Here is a 15,177-nt window from a genome sequence, read left to right on the forward strand (position 1 = left end):
GGATTAGTGACTATCAAGTACAGTTACTACATCCGACGAGTCAGAGGAGTCCAGCGATGCGCGCCGCCTACTACGAGAAGCAGGGACCCGCCCACGAGGTGTTCGAGGTGGGCGAGGTCTCCCTCCCGGAACCGGGCCCGGACGAGGTCAGAGTCAAGGTCGCAGTCTCCGGCGTGCACGTGGGCGACGTGGGCAAACGCCGCGGCTACTGGGGTTCCACGATGACGTACCCGCGAGTCATCCCCCACGGCGACGGCGCGGGCACCATCGACGCGACGGGCCCCGGCGTGGACGCGACGCGCATCGGCGAACGAGTCTGGGTCTACCTGGCCCAGTCCTACCGCCCGTTCGGGACGGCGGCGGAGTACGTCGTCGTCCCGGCGGCCCACGCCGTCCCACTTCCGCCTGAGGTCGACCTGGAACAGGCCGCCATCGTCGGAATCCCGGGCATCACCGGCCACCGCGCCGTCTTCGCGAGCGGCCCGGTAGCGGGCAAGACCGTCCTGATCACCGGCCCGCTCGGCGGCGTCGGCAGAGCAGCCCTCGCCGTGGCCCGCCGAGGCGGCGCCACCGTCCTCGCCACCGTGCGCCACGCCGACCAGGTGGACGAGGTCCTGGCCGCAGGCGCCCACCACGTGATCCGCCTGGACACCGGCGACGCCGTGGCCCAGATCAAGGCCATCGCCCCGGACGGCGTCGACCGCGTGGCCGAGATCGACCTGGCGGGCAACGCCGCGTTCGACGTCGAAATCCTGAAGTACCAAGGCGAAATCGCGACCTACGCCACCAGCGACCCCGAGGCCCCACTCCCCTACTGGCTGCTGGCCTTCAAGAACATCACCGTCCAGTACCTCAGCAACGACGACTTCCCGGAAGAGGCCAACGACCACGCGGCCCGCGACCTCACCGCCGCCCTGGCCGCAGGCGACCTCCACTACCCGATCGCCGAACGCTTCACCCTCGACCAGACCGCAGACGCCCAGGACGCGGCCGAACGCACGGGCGCGGCAGGCCGCGTGATCATCACCCTCTGACCTCCACGACCGGGCCGCGGCGATCCACCAGATCGCCGCGGTCCGTTCAGCTACGCTGCCACGTCCACAACCGAGCCACCCCAAGGCACGACGGAAATGCCAAAGGCGAGGCGGCCCTCTTCTTGGCTCACCACACCAAAGCTCGTCCAGGTCTGCACGACCACCGCACTGGCGACGTACAACCACCTCACGAAAGCTTGTCCGCCAACCACTTCCGAGCCACCGACCAAGCATGCGAGTCAGGCTCGATCACGCTGAAGTGATCCCCACCAGGCGACTCCACGAACTCCCCCAACGCATGCCGAGCAGCATAAGTCCGACTGAACTCAGCAGGAATCACCTCATCCGCAGACCCGTGCACAGCCAACACGGGAACCCCGGCATCCCCCATCTCCACCGGAGAAACCAACGCGTACAACTCAGGATCCGCAACAGCCGAAACCCCAACCAGGAACCGAGTCATCCCAGCCCCGACCCCAGCAGCGACAACCGGCCAGAAATCAGGCCCGGAAGGCCCAGGCGCCCCCCGAGGCGGCTCCCCGCTCAAATCAGCCAACTCAGTCCCCAACTGAGCCGAATCAGCAGCAACCAGGTCGAGCACACCAGCAATGGACACAACACCAACCAACGGAACCGGCGGCTGAGCCCCCACCACTCCACCAGGCAACGCCCCGCGATGCGCAGTCCAGGTAGCCAAGTGCCCACCAGCCGAGTGCCCGACAACAGCAACCCGAGTCAGATCCAAAGGCGCGTCAAGCGACCCGACGAAATCCACCGCACGAGCAACGTCCGAGAAGGTCCCGGGCCACCCGGCCCCGGCCTCCCCCATCCGCCGGTACTCGATGCTCCACACCGCACACCCCTCCCCCACCAGGTCGGAGATCAACGGCTGCACAGCGGTGTCGTCCCACATGGCGGCCCACCACCCACCGTGCACCATCACCACGACGGGGAACGGCCCGGACCCGTCCGGCAGGTGCAGCACACCGAACTGCGACGGCTCGGACCCGTAGGCAATCTTGGAAGACATGAGAAGAATCCTCTTTCAAGCAGGGATGTGAGAACGGAAATGCGTGGCGATGCGAGCGAGCGACTCGCGAGCCTCAGGCAGAAAGGACCCGAAGTGCTGCCAGATGTGCGGCGCCCCTTCGGTCACCACGAGCCGAGCGTCCACATCGAACTCTCGGGCCCGCGCGTACAACTTGCGGGAGTCGTCGAGGAGCACCTCTTCCGACCCCACTTCGATCAACAGCGGCGGCAGGCCGGCCAGGTCCGCGAACAGCGGTGAGGCCAACGGGTCCAGCAGGCATTCCGACCGCAGGTAGCGCTGGGCGAACAAGGTCAGAGCCTCACGGGACACGAACGGGTCGCGAGCGGCGAGCGTCCGGAACGTGTCGGAGGTCAGCGTCATGTCGGTCCACGGCGACACGGCCACGACGGCCGCGGGCAGCGGAAGTGCCAGCTCCTTCAGAAAGACCAGCAGCGACAGGGCCAACCCACCGCCGGCCGAGTCCCCGCCGACGCCGATGCGGGAAGCGGGCAGGCCGGAGTCGAGCAACAGCCGATAGGCCTCGACGGCGCCGTGCACGGCTGCAGGAAAGGGGTTCTCCGGCGCCAGCGGGTAGTCCGGGAGGTGCACCACGGCTTCGGCGCCGGTGGCGAGGCGCGAGGCGACCTCGCGGTGGCCGTGGGCCGAGCCCTCCGTGTAGCCGCCGCCGTGGAAGTAGAGGATCGCCCGCGAAGGGTCGCTGGCCGCGGTGCGCACGGAGAGGCCCGCGAAGCCCGGCGCGTCGGTCACGACCGTGCCTGCGGGGACCGGGAACTGGTCGCTCCACAGCCGGTAGGCGTCGCGGTGCCGGACGTGCTCGGGACGGCCGTCCGGCGGGGGCACCAGGTCACCCATGCTCGCCAGCAGGTCGTGCGCCTTGCGGAGATCCTCGTTCATCGCTGCTCCCTCAGGGAATGACCACGGGCTTGACGACTCGGCCGGACTTCATCGCGTCGGCCGCCTTCTCCACGTCCGCGAGGGCGAACGTCTCCACCAGTTCGCCCACCGGCATCCGGCCGTCGGCGACCATCTCGGCGAGCAGCGGCAGGAAGACCGGCGGGTTGCTCTCGCCTTCCACCACGCCGAAGACGCGCTTGCTGTCGTTCACGATGTCGGCGACGTCGACCGGGGCGGTGACGCCGAACGGGGGCACGCCGACGATCGCCGCCGAGCCGCCGATGCGCAGACTCTTCAACGCCTGCACGAAAACCGCGGGCACGCCGCTGCTCTCCACCACGTAGCCGGGACCGCCGCCGGTCAGGTCCTTCAGAGCAGCAACGGGATCCGCGGAACGGGCGTTGATCACCTGGGTCGCGCCGAGCTTGCGGGCCAGGTCCAGACGAGACTCGTGCACGTCGATCACGACGATCTCGGACAACGGCAGCAGCGCGGCCGCCATCACCGCGGACAGGCCGACCACACCGGCACCGAAGACGGCGATCTTGCCGCCGGCCACCGGCTTCAGCACGTTCAGCACCGCGCCCGCGCCGGTCTGGATGCCGCAGCCGAGCGGGGCGAGCACCTCGGCCGGCAGGTCCGCGGCCGCGTCCGGGACGGCGACGGTGTTGCGCACGGTCGAGAGGGCGTGGCCGGCGAACGACGACTGGCCGAAGAAGCCGCCGTGCAGGCGCCGGCCGTCGAGCGTCAGGTTCTCAGGACCGTTGGTGAAGTTGCGCGGCAGGAACTCCGCGCACTGCGAAGGAATGCCTGCCACACAAGCAGCACAGTGACCGCACGAGTCGAACGTCAGCATGACCCGCTGGCCGGGGCGCAGCGACACGACGCCCTCGCCCACGCGCTCGACCACGCCCGCGCCCTCGTGACCGACGACGCCGGGCAGCGGGAACGGGAAGTCGCCGTCGCGCGCCGCCAGGTCCGCGTGGCACATGCCGGTGGCCTCGACGCGGACGAGCACCTCGCCCGGTCCCGGCTCGTCCAGCTCGACGTCGCGCAGGACGAAGTCCGCTCCGGCGGAGGACACGACGGCCGCTGCTGTGCGCTGTCCCACTTCACTCACCCCTTTTGCCCCTTGGGCTCTTGCTCCCGGTGTTGCTCTTGCCCCCAACAATAAGTCATGTATCGTGATAGTCAAGCTTTGTGACTATCCAAGTTCATGACAACAGCAAGGGGAGACCGAGATGAACCCGTTCCTGGAGCAGCTCACCGCGGACAACGCCGCCGTCCTTCTCGTGGACCACCAGGTCGGCCTGTTCACGGGCGTCCGGGACATCACGGTGAACGAGCTCAAGCACAACGTCGTGGGGCTCGCGAAGGCCGCTCGGGCCCTGGGCGTGCCGGTGATCCACACCACGACGGCCGCGACGAGCATGTGGGGACCGTCGATTCCCGAACTGCTCGCGGTTCTGCCGGAATCGCAGGAGATCCACGACCGCTCCACCGTCAACGCCTGGCACGACGAACGAGTGCGCGCCGCCGTGCAGGCGACCGGAGCGACCAAGCTGATCATCGCGGGCATCAGCCTCGAGGTCTGCGCCGCGTTCCCGGCCATGGCCGCCCTGGCCGACGGCTACCAGACCTACGTCGCCGTGGACGCGTCCGGCACCTTCTCCGCCACCAAGCGGGAAGCCGGCATCGCCCGCATGCAGCAGGCCGGCGTCATCGTCAGCGACTACGCCACGTTGATGGTCGAGATCCTCGCCGACAACGCCCGCGAGGTCGCCGGCGAGGTGTACGGCGCCCTCGACATGGACTTCGGCACCCTGCTCGCTCAGGTCGTCGCGTCCTACCAGAAGTAGTCCGAAGTAGACCTTGCAGACAAAGGAACCCATGATGGACATCACCTTTCCGGCCGGCAGCTACGTCATCGACGCCGCCCACTCTTCTGTCACCTTCTCCACCCGCTTCGTCGCCGGCCGCGTGAAGGGCACGTTCGACGACATCTCCGGCACCGTCGAGATCGCCGAGGATCCGGAGAAGTCCACCGTCACGGCCCAGATCGGCACGCAGTCGCTGCACACGGGCATCGCGCCGAGGGACGAGCACCTGAGCTCCGCCGACTACTTCGACGTCGCGAACCACCCGAGCGCGTCGTTCACGTCGACCGAGCTGATCGCGGACGGCGAGCGCTTCGCACTGCGCGGTGACCTGACGTTCCGCGGCGTCACCCAACCTGTGGAGTTCGATCTCTACCCGCTGGGTTCCGGCACCGACCACTTCGGGTCGTTCCGACTCGCATTCCACGCCACCACAAGGGTTTCCCGCAAGGCGTTCGGCGTGAACGGGAACGCTTCCCTGCCCGGTGGCCCCCTGCTGATCGGCGACGCGACCGACGTGACGCTGGAGATCCAGGCCGTTCCCGCCGCCTGATCACCGCGAGAACCAAGCCGGGCGCCCGGAAGGGCGCCCGGCTTTCTCGTTCGGTACTTCAGTCCAACCGGACGCGCACGACGGGCGCGACCTCTTCGCCGAACCGGTGCGCCTGGTCGGCGGCATCGGCTTCCGGCCACAGCACGAACCCGGTGAACGACTGCATCGCGAGCTTGGTCAGCACGTCCGCCCAGCCCTGCGCATCCGTGCGGATCGGCGCGGACCCTTGCAGGTCAACGGATCCGGGTGTGTCCGTGATCGTGCCGACGAGCTGAGCGATCCGGCGCACCTCCCCCGGTTCACGACCGGCCTCAAGAGCAGCCTGGTCGATCAGGGCGTTGCTCTCGGCCCACTTCTCGTAGGGCAGGTAGGACGGAATCGGTGCGGCCCAACCGTCTGCGGCCCGCCCGGTGAGCGCGAGGCTGCGCGGACCCTGCGCACCGACCCAGATCTCGACCCCGCCGGGACCGGGCGGCTGCGACGTCAGCCGCTCCACCGAGTACCAGTCGCCCTGTGTCGTCACGTGCTGGCGCGGCTGCCAGAGCGCACGCATGAGTTCGATCGCTTCCGCTTGCGCCGCAAGGGCTTCCTTGGGGCTGCGGCGCGGCACGCCGAGCTTGGTGATCGCGTCCCAGTAGCCACCCGCGCCGAGGCCGAGGTGGAACCGGCCACCCGACAGGCGGCTCAGCGCGCTCGCCTGGCGGGCGAGCATCGGCGCGGGCCGCAGCGGGAGGTTCGCGACGTCGGGGAAGAACGAGATCTTCCTGGTGTGGGCGATGAAGTCGCCGATGAGCGCGAACGCGTCGAGGTAGTCCGCCACGTACGGGTGGTCCTGGACGCCGACGAGGTCGAGCCCCGACCGTTCGGCCGCCGCGACGACCGCTCTGTTCTCGTCGATGTCGACGGACGGCGCGACCGAGATGCCGAAGCTGAGTGCCTGCAACACAGCTGTCTCCTTCTGAAATCGCACTCCCCTATTCGGAGAGCACGCCTTCTTCCGCACTGACGAGTGAGTCGATCGCGGCGAAGAACGCCTTGATGCCCGGCCGGTTCGGGCCCTTCCGGCTCGACGCGGCGTAGTCCTCGGACGAGCGCCATTCGACGATGTCGAGCCATTCGTCGTTCGGCAGCCGCACGAGCCGGGCGCCGAGGAAGCCCTCGCGGTCGGCCTCGAAGTCGGCGATCATGCCCGGACGGGCGGCGAGCAGCGCCTCGACGTTCTCCGGCGCCACCCGGAAGCGGGTCAGCTCCACTGAAGTAGTCATAGATTTATGATAGTCATGATTTGTGACTAAATCCAGGGATCGACCGCCACCCGATGGTGCCGATGAACACCGTGATGGCGGCCAGCAACACGCCCGTCATCCAGCGCCACCCCTCCGGCTGGGCGATGACGAGCCACTGCTCGGTGAGCGAGACCGCGGCGGCCAGCGGGAAGGTGAACGACCAGAAGCCCATCGAGAACTTCAGCCTGCGGTAGCGGGGCAGCATGCCGATCTGCATCAGCAGCAGCACCACGCCGACCCCGGCGATCGAGTCCGCGACCGGGTCGATCACGCGGCCGTTCAACGTGAACCAGGCGAGCCCACCGACGGCGGGCGGGGCGAGCAGGATCATCGCGGTGGGGGCCAGCGCGTCCGGCAGCGGGGCGCGGAACGAGTGCCGCTGCACCGCGAGGCCCGTCATCACGATGCCGAAGAACGTGCCGGTGGCGAACAGGCCCCAGGCGAGGCCGGTGTTGCCCATCTTCGCGGCCACGTCGGCGCCGATGAGGCCGGGCGCGACGGTCGGCAGCAGGTAGCCGGAGTGCAGTGCCTCGTGCTCCAGCCCGCCCTCGAACCAGCGGCCGAACACGACGACCACCAGCGCGGCCGATCCGGTCAGCGCCAGCAGGTAGAGCGCCCACCCGGCGGTGTGCGAGTACGTGTAGAGCTGTGCGGCCAGCAGCATCGCGGTGACCGGGGCGAGCGACGCGACCGGTCCCTGGGCGGGGTGCCTGATCTGGTCGATCAGCCGTTCCTCACCTCTGGCACCGCGCACGAGGTGGGCGACGATCAGCCACACCCACGCGATCGCCGCCACCGCGTAGAACACCTGCGACACGGCGGTCGGCAGGCCCAGCGCCGGGGTCGCCGACTTCCACGCGCCGGCGAGGCCCGCGAGACCGAAGCCGATGGCGAACGTGGTGAGCGGGATTCTCGTCACCGGCTGCGCAGGGGCGCCGGGCTGGACGAGCGTGCTGGTCATGATGTCCTCCGTGGACAGTCCGTTCCGATGACCTGAACACTGCTCCCCCAGGCGGTGTGCGTGCGTCTGTCAAATGACCGTCGTCAAAACGACCGTCGCGCCCACCGTCGGACGACAGTCATGTGACGGGCACTGTCCGCGTCCGGCGCGATCAGGATGGAAGGCATGAAACCCACCATCGTTCTGGTACACGGAGCTTTCGCGGAGTCCGGCGGCTGGGGTCCGGTCGCGGATCGCCTGCAGGCCGAGGGGCACCGCGTCGTCGCGGCGGCGAACCCGTTGCGCTCAGTCGCCTACGACGCCGCTGCCGTGCGCGCGCTCGTCGACTCGATCGAGGGACCTGTCGTCCTGGTCGGACACTCGTACGGCGGCATGGTCATCAGCAAGGCGGGTGCCGGTGCCGAGAACGTGACGGCACTGGTGTTCGTGGCGGCGTTCGCGCCCGAGGCCGGGGAGAGCGGCGCGAGCCTGTCCGGGAAGTTCCCCGGCAGCACGCTCGGGGAGACGCTGCGCACGGTCGACCTGCCCGACGGCGGGCAGGACGCCTACGTGGCGCAGGAGCTGTACCACCAGCAGTTCGTGGCGGACGTGCCCGCGGAACAGGCCGCGCTGATGGCGATCACGCAGCGGCCGATCACGATCGCCGCGCTGAACGAGGAGGCGGAGGGGCCGCAGGCGTGGCGCGGACTGCCCAGCTGGTTCGTCATCGCCGAGGCGGACCGGAACATCCCGGCGGCGTCCGTGCACTTCATGGCGGAACGGGCGGGCGCGGAGATCGTCAGCGTCGAGGGCGCCTCGCACGCGGTGTTCGCCTCACAGCCGGACCTCGTGGCCGACGTGATCCTGAAGGCCGCGAACGCCTAGGCGCTGTCCTGTAAGTCTCGTCGGGCGTCAGTGGCGGCCGAGGGACCCGGAGACGGCACCGCCGCAAAGCCCGAATACGCCCGGTATGAGGGCATTGCGGCGGCACCGTCTCCGGGTCGCTCGCCCGCACCTGCCACCTGACGAACTTGCAGGACAGCGCCTAGACGCACAAGGCGGAACGGCCGGTCAGTCCTGTGTGGACCGACCGGCCAGGCGCTGGTGCTCGGTGATGTCGACGAGCATCCGCTTGAAGCGGGTGTACTCGCCCTTGCCGACGCGTTCAGCGTGCCGTTCCTGCATCGTGGCCATGATGTGGTCCGCGGCCTTCATCTGCGCGAGGCCGCGACCGGTGGGGCAGATCAGCTTCGCCCGGCGGTCGCTCGGGTCCGGCCTGCGTTCGACGTAGCCGAGCGTCTCGAGCTCGTCGATCAGCGTGCCGACGATCTGCTTGTGCTGACCCGACAGGTGCGCGAGGTCGGTCGCGCGCACCCCGTCCGGGTCCAGGTAGGCGAGCACCGCGCCGTGGCGGTGCTTCAGGTCGCCGAACCCCAGCTCGGCGAGGGTCTTGAACAGTTCGCGCTGCACGGCGAACAGCAGGCGGCCCGACAGGACCCCCAGGTCGGGGTTCGAGGCGTTGCGTTCCGCGCGGGTGACCATCCGGCCACCCTAGCGGCGGACGAGTTCGCGCCCGAGGACCTCCCGCAGATGGACCTCGACGAACACCCGCAGGTAGGGGTCCTTCGCCATCTCGCCGAACGCCGCCGCGAGCTCGGGGTCGACCTCGTCGGTGAGGTTCACGATCTTCCACAGGTTGAGCGGGTCGGCCTCCGTGCCGCCGACCGAGTGCTCGACGTGGAAGATCGGCTGGCCGGTGCCCGCGGTGAACACGCGGCCGTCCGGCGCCTCGAACCGTTCGTCGCCCACGAAGAACGCGCGGCGGTGGTCGTGGTCGAGCCGCACGTGCTCGATGATCCGCGCGGTCTTCGCGCCGTCCGCCCACAGGCGCTGCTCGGACACCCGCGTGAACTCCTCGACCTGGCCGTGCCAGACGCTCGGGAACTTCTCGGCGCCCGGCATCACGACGGTCGGGATGAACACGTCGGGGGCCTTCGCCTTGCGGACCTCCATGTCCCAGAGCTGGGTGCCCGTGTACTCGAACGGCGGGGTGACCCGGTAGCGCTCGCGCAGCACGTCGTTGACCCGCACGGCGGGCAGGTCGACGGTCGTGGTGCCGGGCTTCGCCCAGGCCTGCTCGAAAACGGCCTCGTGGTCGAGCGTGGTGATCATGACGAACTCCCAACTAGTCATCCTTCGTGATAGTCACGATACCTGACTATATCGAGGGATGCCAGCCACTCCTTCGTCTGCTCGAGTCGTTCGGCGGCGCGCAGGGTCGCGGACGGGCCCTTGGAGGCCTCCTGGAACACCACGCGGGTGCCGCCAGTGGGATCGGGAAGCAGCAGCCACGACTGGTAGAAGCTCAGGCCGTCGCTCACGGCGATCCAGCCGAACCGTTCGGGACGATCGAGCTCGCCGACGATGCCGTCGAGCGCGTGCAGGGCCGTCACCACGAGGAACCCGCTGCCGACCGCCAGTTCGCCGTCGGCCTGGACCTCGGTGGTCCCGCGCTGCCACTTCGGCCACTCCCCCGCCGCCGTGAGGTGGTCGAAGAGGGCCTCCGGCGCCGCCGCGACGAGCCGTTCGTGGCTCACGAAGCTGTCGCACTGCTCCGGGCCCCAGCCGGGCGGCCAATGGACTTCAGTCATGCCCCTCAGCGTGTCGCGGGACCCGAGGGCACAACATCAGTCACATGACGGTCCGCTCGTCGTACGAGGTCAACGCGTCGCGCAACGCCGCCCGGGAGGTGATGCCGAGTTTGGGGAAGATCTTGTACAGGTGGTCGCCGACGGTCCGGTGCGACAGGAAGAGCTTCTCGCCGATCTGCTTGTTGGTCATGCCGCTGCCCGCGAGTTCGGCGATCTCGCGTTCCTGCGGGGTCAGCAGCGAGTCCGCCGCGGCCGACGCCTGCCGGGTGATGCCGGTCGCGCGCAGTTCGGCGGCCGCGCGGTCACGCCACGGCACGGCACCGAGGGCCGTCATCACGTCGTGCGCGAGCGTGAGTTGCTCACGGGCACCACTGGTGTCACGGGACCTGCGCAGCCGTTCGCCGTAAAGGAGCCGCACGCGTGCCGTGTCGAACGGCCACACGTCGAGGTCCGGACCGGACAGCGCGTCCTCGAACTCCTTGACGTCGGCCGAGACCAACGCGCCCGCGGCCGTCGCGAGCAGCCGCATCCGGGGCGAGACGTGCCGGACCGACGCCATCGCGGCGGCGTGCTGCTCGGCCTCGGCCCGCCGTCCGGTGTGCAGGGCGGCCTCGACCAGGTCCAGCCCGGACCACAGCGCGGTGGGCCGGAACCGCGCGAGCTGACCGGCCGGGCTCACCCGCGTCGCGTACTGGTAGGCGGCCTGGAAGTCACCGGCGCCGATCTCGGCGAGGGCGCGGGCCTGCTGGAGGAAGTACGTGACGCCGAGCGCCCGGTTCGCCTGCGCCCAGCGCACCGAGGTCTCGGTGATCTGCCGTGCGGCGGCGGCCTGGCCCCGGCCCGCCGCGATCAGCGCGTGCACCCAGTCGAAGTACCAGCGGAAGAACTTGAACCCGTGCTCGGCGCACATGGCGATGCCCTCGTCGCAGAGCTTCCACGCCTCGTCCCACCGTCCCGAGTGGAACTCGTCGATGGCGAGGTGGATGAGCGCGCCGATGTAGCGCCGCGCGGGACCGTTGCCCTCGCGGGCGTTCTGCACGAGGAGGCGTTCGGGGCCGCGCAGCAGGTGCAGGCGGTCGCCGAACAACGCGGCGGTGCCGATGCGCACGAGCCTGGTGGGGTCCTCGTCGTTGTCGACCGAGTCGATCAACTCGTCGAGCGCGGCGGTGTCGTCGTCCGTCGCCGTGGCGGGGTCCGCGAAGATCGCCGCGTTCACCTGCGTGACGGGCGACGGCGCGGGCACGAGCTTGTCCACCAGCGCGCGGTGATGGCGGCCCGCTTCTTCTGTGCCGACCCACCAGCTGATGAGCATCAGGCTGTGCATGGCCTCGGTCAGCACCGGGTCCTCGGCGTCGAAGCCGTGGTCACCGGCCTCGACGGCACCCGCGAGCAGCCGGTACGCGGTGGTGACGTCACCGTCGTTGTTGATCAGCAGGTGCGCGGCGGCCGCGGCGGCGTAGAGCGACTGGGTCTCGAGGACGCCGGTCTCCCGCGCGTCGCCGAGGAGTCTCGTCGCGGTGGCCATCTCGCCGCCGTTCTCGGCGCCGATGTACGCGGCCTCCGCGAGCCTTCTGCCGCGTGCCTGGGCGGCGGGGCTGAGTTCGGCGGCCCTGGTCAGCGCGCCGATCGCCCCGAGCGCGTCACCCCGCTTGGACAACGCGTGCGCGGCCTGTTCGAGCTGCGCGGCGATGTCCTCGTCGGGGTCCAGGGTGGACTCGGCGAGGTGGCGGACGCGGCGTTCCGGGGAGTCCACGGCGTTCGCGATCACGCCGTGCGCCCAGCGCCGTTCGGACTCCGACGACGCCTCGACGACGGCGGCCTTGATCAGCGGGTGCCGGAACGTGAGCCGGTTCGGGGCGGTGTGGACGAGCCGGGCCTCCTCGGCGGGGGCCAGGTCGTCGAGCACGCAGCCGTAGTTGTTGGCCGACCGCAACCGGGCGAAGTCGACGTTGCCGGCGAGCGCGCCCAGCAACAGCATCTGACGCGCCTTCTCCGGCAAGCTCCGGACGCGGTCGCCGAACATGCCCTGGAGGCGTTCCGGCAGCGGCAGCGCCTCGCTCAGGGTGGTGAAGTCGGACCGCTGCTCGCCGTCCAGCGCGGACGGGAGTTCGAGCAACGCCAGGGGGTTGCCGGCGGCGGTCTCCAGCAGGCGCCGGCGCACGGCCGGGGCCAGGTCGGGGAAGTTCGTGTTGACGAGTTCGCGGGCCGCCGGAACGGCCAGCGGTGACAACGTCGTCTCGTTCAGGCCGCTCTGCCCGAAGAACCCGCGTTCGCCCGTCCGGCACGCGCCGAGGAAGACGATCGGGCTGCCGACCAGGCGCCGCGCGACGAAGCTGAGGACCTCGGCGCTCGCCCGGTCCACCCAGTGCAGGTCGTCGACCATGATCAGCAACGGCTGTTCCTTGGCGACCGCGCGCAGCCAGATGAGGGCCGCGTTCGACACGACGAGCCGGTCCGGGACGGGGCCGACGTCGTACCCGAGCGCGCACCTCAGCGCCGTGCGGTGCGCCTCGCCGAGCGGGGGCATCTCGTCGCCGAGGGGGAAGAGCAACTGGTTGAGCGTCGAGTAGTTGATCTCGGACTCGAACTGCGCGCCTGCCGCCCGCAGCACGAGGGCGCCGTTCTCCTGCGCGGCCAGCTGGTCCAGGACTGCGGTCTTGCCGACACCGGCGTCCCCGCTCACGAGCAGGGCTCCACCCCGCACTCCGGCGGTGTCGAAGTACGCCCTGATGGCACTGATGTCCTGCTCGCGGCCGATCAGCGGCACAGGCCGGTCCTCCCGAGGTGGTGATGCTCCCGCGGGAGCATCACCCGGGCCAATCGAGATCTCCACACTCTGAAGGCTCAATTTTCGTCGGCATCGGATCAAGTCATGTTTTATGATTATATGTCGGCGTGACCAGCTTGAGCGGGCTCGTCCGGTTGGCGAGGCCCGAGGGCGAGATCGACGTGCGCTGCCTGCTGGCCGGGAGCGTGACGCTGGACAACCCGGCGTCCGGCCCCGGCGTGGTGCCGTTCCACCTGCTGCTCGACGGCGCCTGCACGCTCACCTCCGGCACGTACTCGATCGACCTCTCGCCCGGCGACATGGTGCTCCTGCCCCACGGCGACGCGCACGTCGTGACGTCCACCGGCGGCGAGATCGACCTGTTCTGCGGCCACTACCGCTTCGAGCAGGGCACCGGCGCGTTGCTGTTCCGGCTGATGCCCGCGGTCGTGCACGTGACCCTGGACCCACCCGCGCTCTCACTCGCCGAGGTGCTGCGCGCGGAGGCCGTGTTCGCGGGCGCCGGGTCGCAGGCGGTGATCTCCGCGCTGCTGGACGCGTTGCTGGTGATGACCCTCCGCAGCCGCCCCGACCAGCGGCTCGACACCCCGGGCCTGTGGACGGCGATGGGGGACGACGTGCTCGGCCGGGTGATCGCCGGGGTGCTGGAACAGCCCGGTGAGGCGTGGACGATCGAACGGCTGGCGGCCGAGGCCGCCATGTCGCGCGCAACCTTCCTGCGCCGCTTCAGCGCACGCACCGGCACGACCGTGGCGACGTTGCTGACGGCGATCCGCATGATGGCCGCCGCCGACCTGCTGACCCGCACCAACCACTCCGTGACGCGGGTGGCGCGCGAAGTGGGCTACCGCTCGGAATCGGCGTTCAGCCAGGCGTTCCGCGCGGCGCTCGGCACGTCGCCCGCCCGTTTCCGGCGCGCGTCCTCGTCGCGCTGACGCCCCTGCGATCACCGGCGGTCTGCACGAGACTGGCCCCGTCACCGTCACATGACGGTCGGCTCGCCGGTCCAGTCATGTGACAGACCCTGTGGCCGTGACGGTCGCAGCAGAGTTGCTCCCAACAGAAACGACCAGACAGGAGCACGGCGATGCCGACGATCACCACCAAGGACGGCGTGGACATCTTCTTCAAGGACTGGGGCACCGGTCAGCCGATCGTCTTCAGCCACGGCTGGCCGCTCTCGTCGGACGACTGGGACACCCAGATGCTGTTCTTCGTGCAGCAGGGCTACCGCGTCATCGCCCACGACCGCCGCGGCCACGGCCGTTCGGCGCAGGTCGGCACCGGCCACGACATGGACCACTACGCGTCCGACCTGGCCGCCGTCACCGAGCACCTCGACCTGCGCGACGCGATCCACATCGGACACTCGACCGGTGGCGGCGAGGTCATCCGCTACATCGCGAACCACGGCGAGTCCCGCGTCGCCAAGGCGGCGATCCTCGCGGCCATCCCGCCGCTGATGCTCAAGACCGAGGCCAACCCGGGCGGCCTGCCGGTCGAGGTCTTCGACGACCTGCGCGCCCAGCTCGCGGCCAACCGCTCCGAGTTCTACCGCGCACTGCCCACCGGCCCGTTCTACGGCTTCAACCGCGACGGCGTCGAGGTGCGCGAGGCCCTGGTCGCGAACTGGTGGCGGCAGGGCATGATGGGCTCGGCCCTGGCCCACTACGAGGGCATCAAGGTGTTCTCGGAGTCGGACTTCACCGAGGACCTCAAGAAGATCACCGTGCCGGTCCTGGTGATGCACGGCGACGACGACCAGATCGTGCCGATCGCCGACGCCGCGCTGCTTTCCGCGCCGTTGCTGAAGAACGGCACGCTGAAGGTCTACGAAGGCTTCCCGCACGGCATGCCGACCACGCACGCCGACGTGATCAACGCCGACCTGCTGGACTTCATCAAGTCCTGAGTGGACGGTTCGAGGGAACCGGTCGGGTCAGGCGCCGCGGCAGGGGCGGCGAGCTGACGACGGGACCGAGGGCCGGCGCTGCAGGGTCGCGCCGGACCCACGCACCGCCTGCCCCCGGAAGCAGGGTCGGCCGCACCGCGATCGGGGTCGCGGTGCGGCCGCGTGCCCACCTGCTTCCGGAGGCAGCACCA

At 69.8% G+C, this 15,177-nt stretch carries 16 protein-coding genes; 6 read left to right on the forward strand and 10 right to left on the reverse strand.

Annotated elements, in window-relative coordinates; translation table 11 throughout:
* The first annotated feature begins 56 nt into the window (after nucleotides 1–56).
* Nucleotides 57–1,034 (forward strand): NADPH:quinone reductase, encoded by a 978-nt coding sequence (locus tag JNUCC0626_RS20515; protein WP_394621391.1) that lies wholly within the window; start codon nucleotides 57–59, stop codon nucleotides 1,032–1,034.
* A 187-nt stretch (nucleotides 1,035–1,221) separates the two neighbouring features.
* Here the strand turns inward: JNUCC0626_RS20515 and JNUCC0626_RS20520 are convergent, their stop codons facing one another.
* The 3 genes from JNUCC0626_RS20520 to JNUCC0626_RS20530 are packed head-to-tail and all read right to left on the reverse strand — an operon-like array spanning nucleotide 1,222 to nucleotide 4,099.
* Nucleotides 1,222–2,064, reverse strand: coding sequence for an alpha/beta hydrolase family protein (locus tag JNUCC0626_RS20520; RefSeq protein WP_394621392.1), 843 nt, complete (start codon nucleotides 2,062–2,064; stop codon nucleotides 1,222–1,224).
* 15 nt (nucleotides 2,065–2,079) lie between these two features.
* Nucleotides 2,080–2,979 carry an alpha/beta hydrolase fold domain-containing protein gene (locus JNUCC0626_RS20525; protein WP_394621393.1) on the reverse strand — a complete coding sequence of 300 codons (900 nt, stop codon included), beginning with the start codon at nucleotides 2,977–2,979 and terminating at the stop codon, nucleotides 2,080–2,082.
* Nucleotides 2,980–2,989: 10 nt separating this feature from the next.
* Nucleotides 2,990–4,099, reverse strand: coding sequence for an NAD(P)-dependent alcohol dehydrogenase (locus tag JNUCC0626_RS20530; protein WP_394621394.1), 1,110 nt, complete (start codon nucleotides 4,097–4,099; stop codon nucleotides 2,990–2,992).
* Between the two features lie 121 nt (nucleotides 4,100–4,220).
* Between JNUCC0626_RS20530 and JNUCC0626_RS20535 the strand changes: the two genes are divergently transcribed.
* Nucleotides 4,221–4,838 (forward strand): isochorismatase family protein, encoded by a 618-nt coding sequence (locus JNUCC0626_RS20535; protein ID WP_394621395.1) that lies wholly within the window; start codon nucleotides 4,221–4,223, stop codon nucleotides 4,836–4,838.
* A 31-nt stretch (nucleotides 4,839–4,869) separates the two neighbouring features.
* Complete coding sequence (locus JNUCC0626_RS20540) at nucleotides 4,870–5,409, forward strand: YceI family protein (protein WP_394621396.1); 540 nt, start codon at nucleotides 4,870–4,872, stop codon at nucleotides 5,407–5,409.
* A 58-nt stretch (nucleotides 5,410–5,467) separates the two neighbouring features.
* On the opposite strand, the gene JNUCC0626_RS20545 is transcribed toward JNUCC0626_RS20540, so the two are convergent.
* The 3 genes from JNUCC0626_RS20545 to JNUCC0626_RS20555 are packed head-to-tail and all read right to left on the reverse strand — an operon-like array spanning nucleotide 5,468 to nucleotide 7,656.
* The gene (locus JNUCC0626_RS20545) at nucleotides 5,468–6,355 is read right to left on the reverse strand and encodes an LLM class flavin-dependent oxidoreductase (protein ID WP_394621397.1); all 888 of its coding nucleotides are present in this window, start codon (nucleotides 6,353–6,355) and stop codon (nucleotides 5,468–5,470) included.
* A 28-nt stretch (nucleotides 6,356–6,383) separates the two neighbouring features.
* Nucleotides 6,384–6,674, reverse strand: coding sequence for an antibiotic biosynthesis monooxygenase family protein (locus tag JNUCC0626_RS20550; RefSeq protein ID WP_394621398.1), 291 nt, complete (start codon nucleotides 6,672–6,674; stop codon nucleotides 6,384–6,386).
* A 13-nt stretch (nucleotides 6,675–6,687) separates the two neighbouring features.
* Nucleotides 6,688–7,656: a hypothetical protein gene (locus JNUCC0626_RS20555; protein WP_394621399.1), complete on the reverse strand. Its 969-nt coding sequence runs from the start codon at nucleotides 7,654–7,656 to the stop codon at nucleotides 6,688–6,690.
* Between the two features lie 156 nt (nucleotides 7,657–7,812).
* Here JNUCC0626_RS20555 and JNUCC0626_RS20560 point away from each other — a divergent pair, with 156 nt between their 5' ends.
* Entirely contained in the window at nucleotides 7,813–8,520 is a 708-nt protein-coding gene (locus JNUCC0626_RS20560; protein ID WP_394621400.1) for an alpha/beta fold hydrolase, read from the forward strand.
* A gap of 186 nt (nucleotides 8,521–8,706) precedes the next feature.
* On the opposite strand, the gene JNUCC0626_RS20565 is transcribed toward JNUCC0626_RS20560, so the two are convergent.
* Genes JNUCC0626_RS20565 through JNUCC0626_RS20580 form a run of 4 tightly spaced genes read right to left on the reverse strand, consistent with a single transcriptional unit; the run spans nucleotide 8,707 to nucleotide 13,053 of the window.
* On the reverse strand, nucleotides 8,707–9,177 hold the full coding sequence (locus JNUCC0626_RS20565; protein WP_394621401.1) for a MarR family winged helix-turn-helix transcriptional regulator: 471 nt from the start codon (nucleotides 9,175–9,177) through the stop codon (nucleotides 8,707–8,709).
* A 9-nt stretch (nucleotides 9,178–9,186) separates the two neighbouring features.
* Nucleotides 9,187–9,828, reverse strand: a complete 642-nt coding sequence (locus tag JNUCC0626_RS20570; RefSeq protein ID WP_394621402.1) for a hypothetical protein — start codon at nucleotides 9,826–9,828, stop codon at nucleotides 9,187–9,189.
* On the reverse strand, nucleotides 9,825–10,286 hold the full coding sequence (locus tag JNUCC0626_RS20575) for an SRPBCC family protein (protein ID WP_394621403.1): 462 nt from the start codon (nucleotides 10,284–10,286) through the stop codon (nucleotides 9,825–9,827). Before JNUCC0626_RS20575 ends, JNUCC0626_RS20570 begins: the two co-directional genes overlap by 4 nt.
* A gap of 40 nt (nucleotides 10,287–10,326) precedes the next feature.
* The gene (locus JNUCC0626_RS20580) at nucleotides 10,327–13,053 is read right to left on the reverse strand and encodes a helix-turn-helix transcriptional regulator (RefSeq protein WP_394621404.1); all 2,727 of its coding nucleotides are present in this window, start codon (nucleotides 13,051–13,053) and stop codon (nucleotides 10,327–10,329) included.
* 128 nt (nucleotides 13,054–13,181) lie between these two features.
* On the opposite strand from JNUCC0626_RS20580, the gene JNUCC0626_RS20585 reads away from it, so the two are divergent.
* Together JNUCC0626_RS20585 and JNUCC0626_RS20590 are read left to right on the forward strand one after the other, a co-directional pair.
* Nucleotides 13,182–14,009 carry a cupin domain-containing protein gene (locus tag JNUCC0626_RS20585; protein WP_394621405.1) on the forward strand — a complete coding sequence of 276 codons (828 nt, stop codon included), beginning with the start codon at nucleotides 13,182–13,184 and terminating at the stop codon, nucleotides 14,007–14,009.
* Between the two features lie 152 nt (nucleotides 14,010–14,161).
* The gene (locus tag JNUCC0626_RS20590; RefSeq protein WP_394621406.1) at nucleotides 14,162–14,986 is read left to right on the forward strand and encodes an alpha/beta fold hydrolase; all 825 of its coding nucleotides are present in this window, start codon (nucleotides 14,162–14,164) and stop codon (nucleotides 14,984–14,986) included.
* Nucleotides 14,987–15,177 lie beyond the last annotated feature (191 nt).

The sequence above is a fragment of the Lentzea sp. JNUCC 0626 genome, from assembly GCF_043632865.1.
Lineage (GTDB): Bacteria > Actinomycetota > Actinomycetes > Mycobacteriales > Pseudonocardiaceae > Lentzea.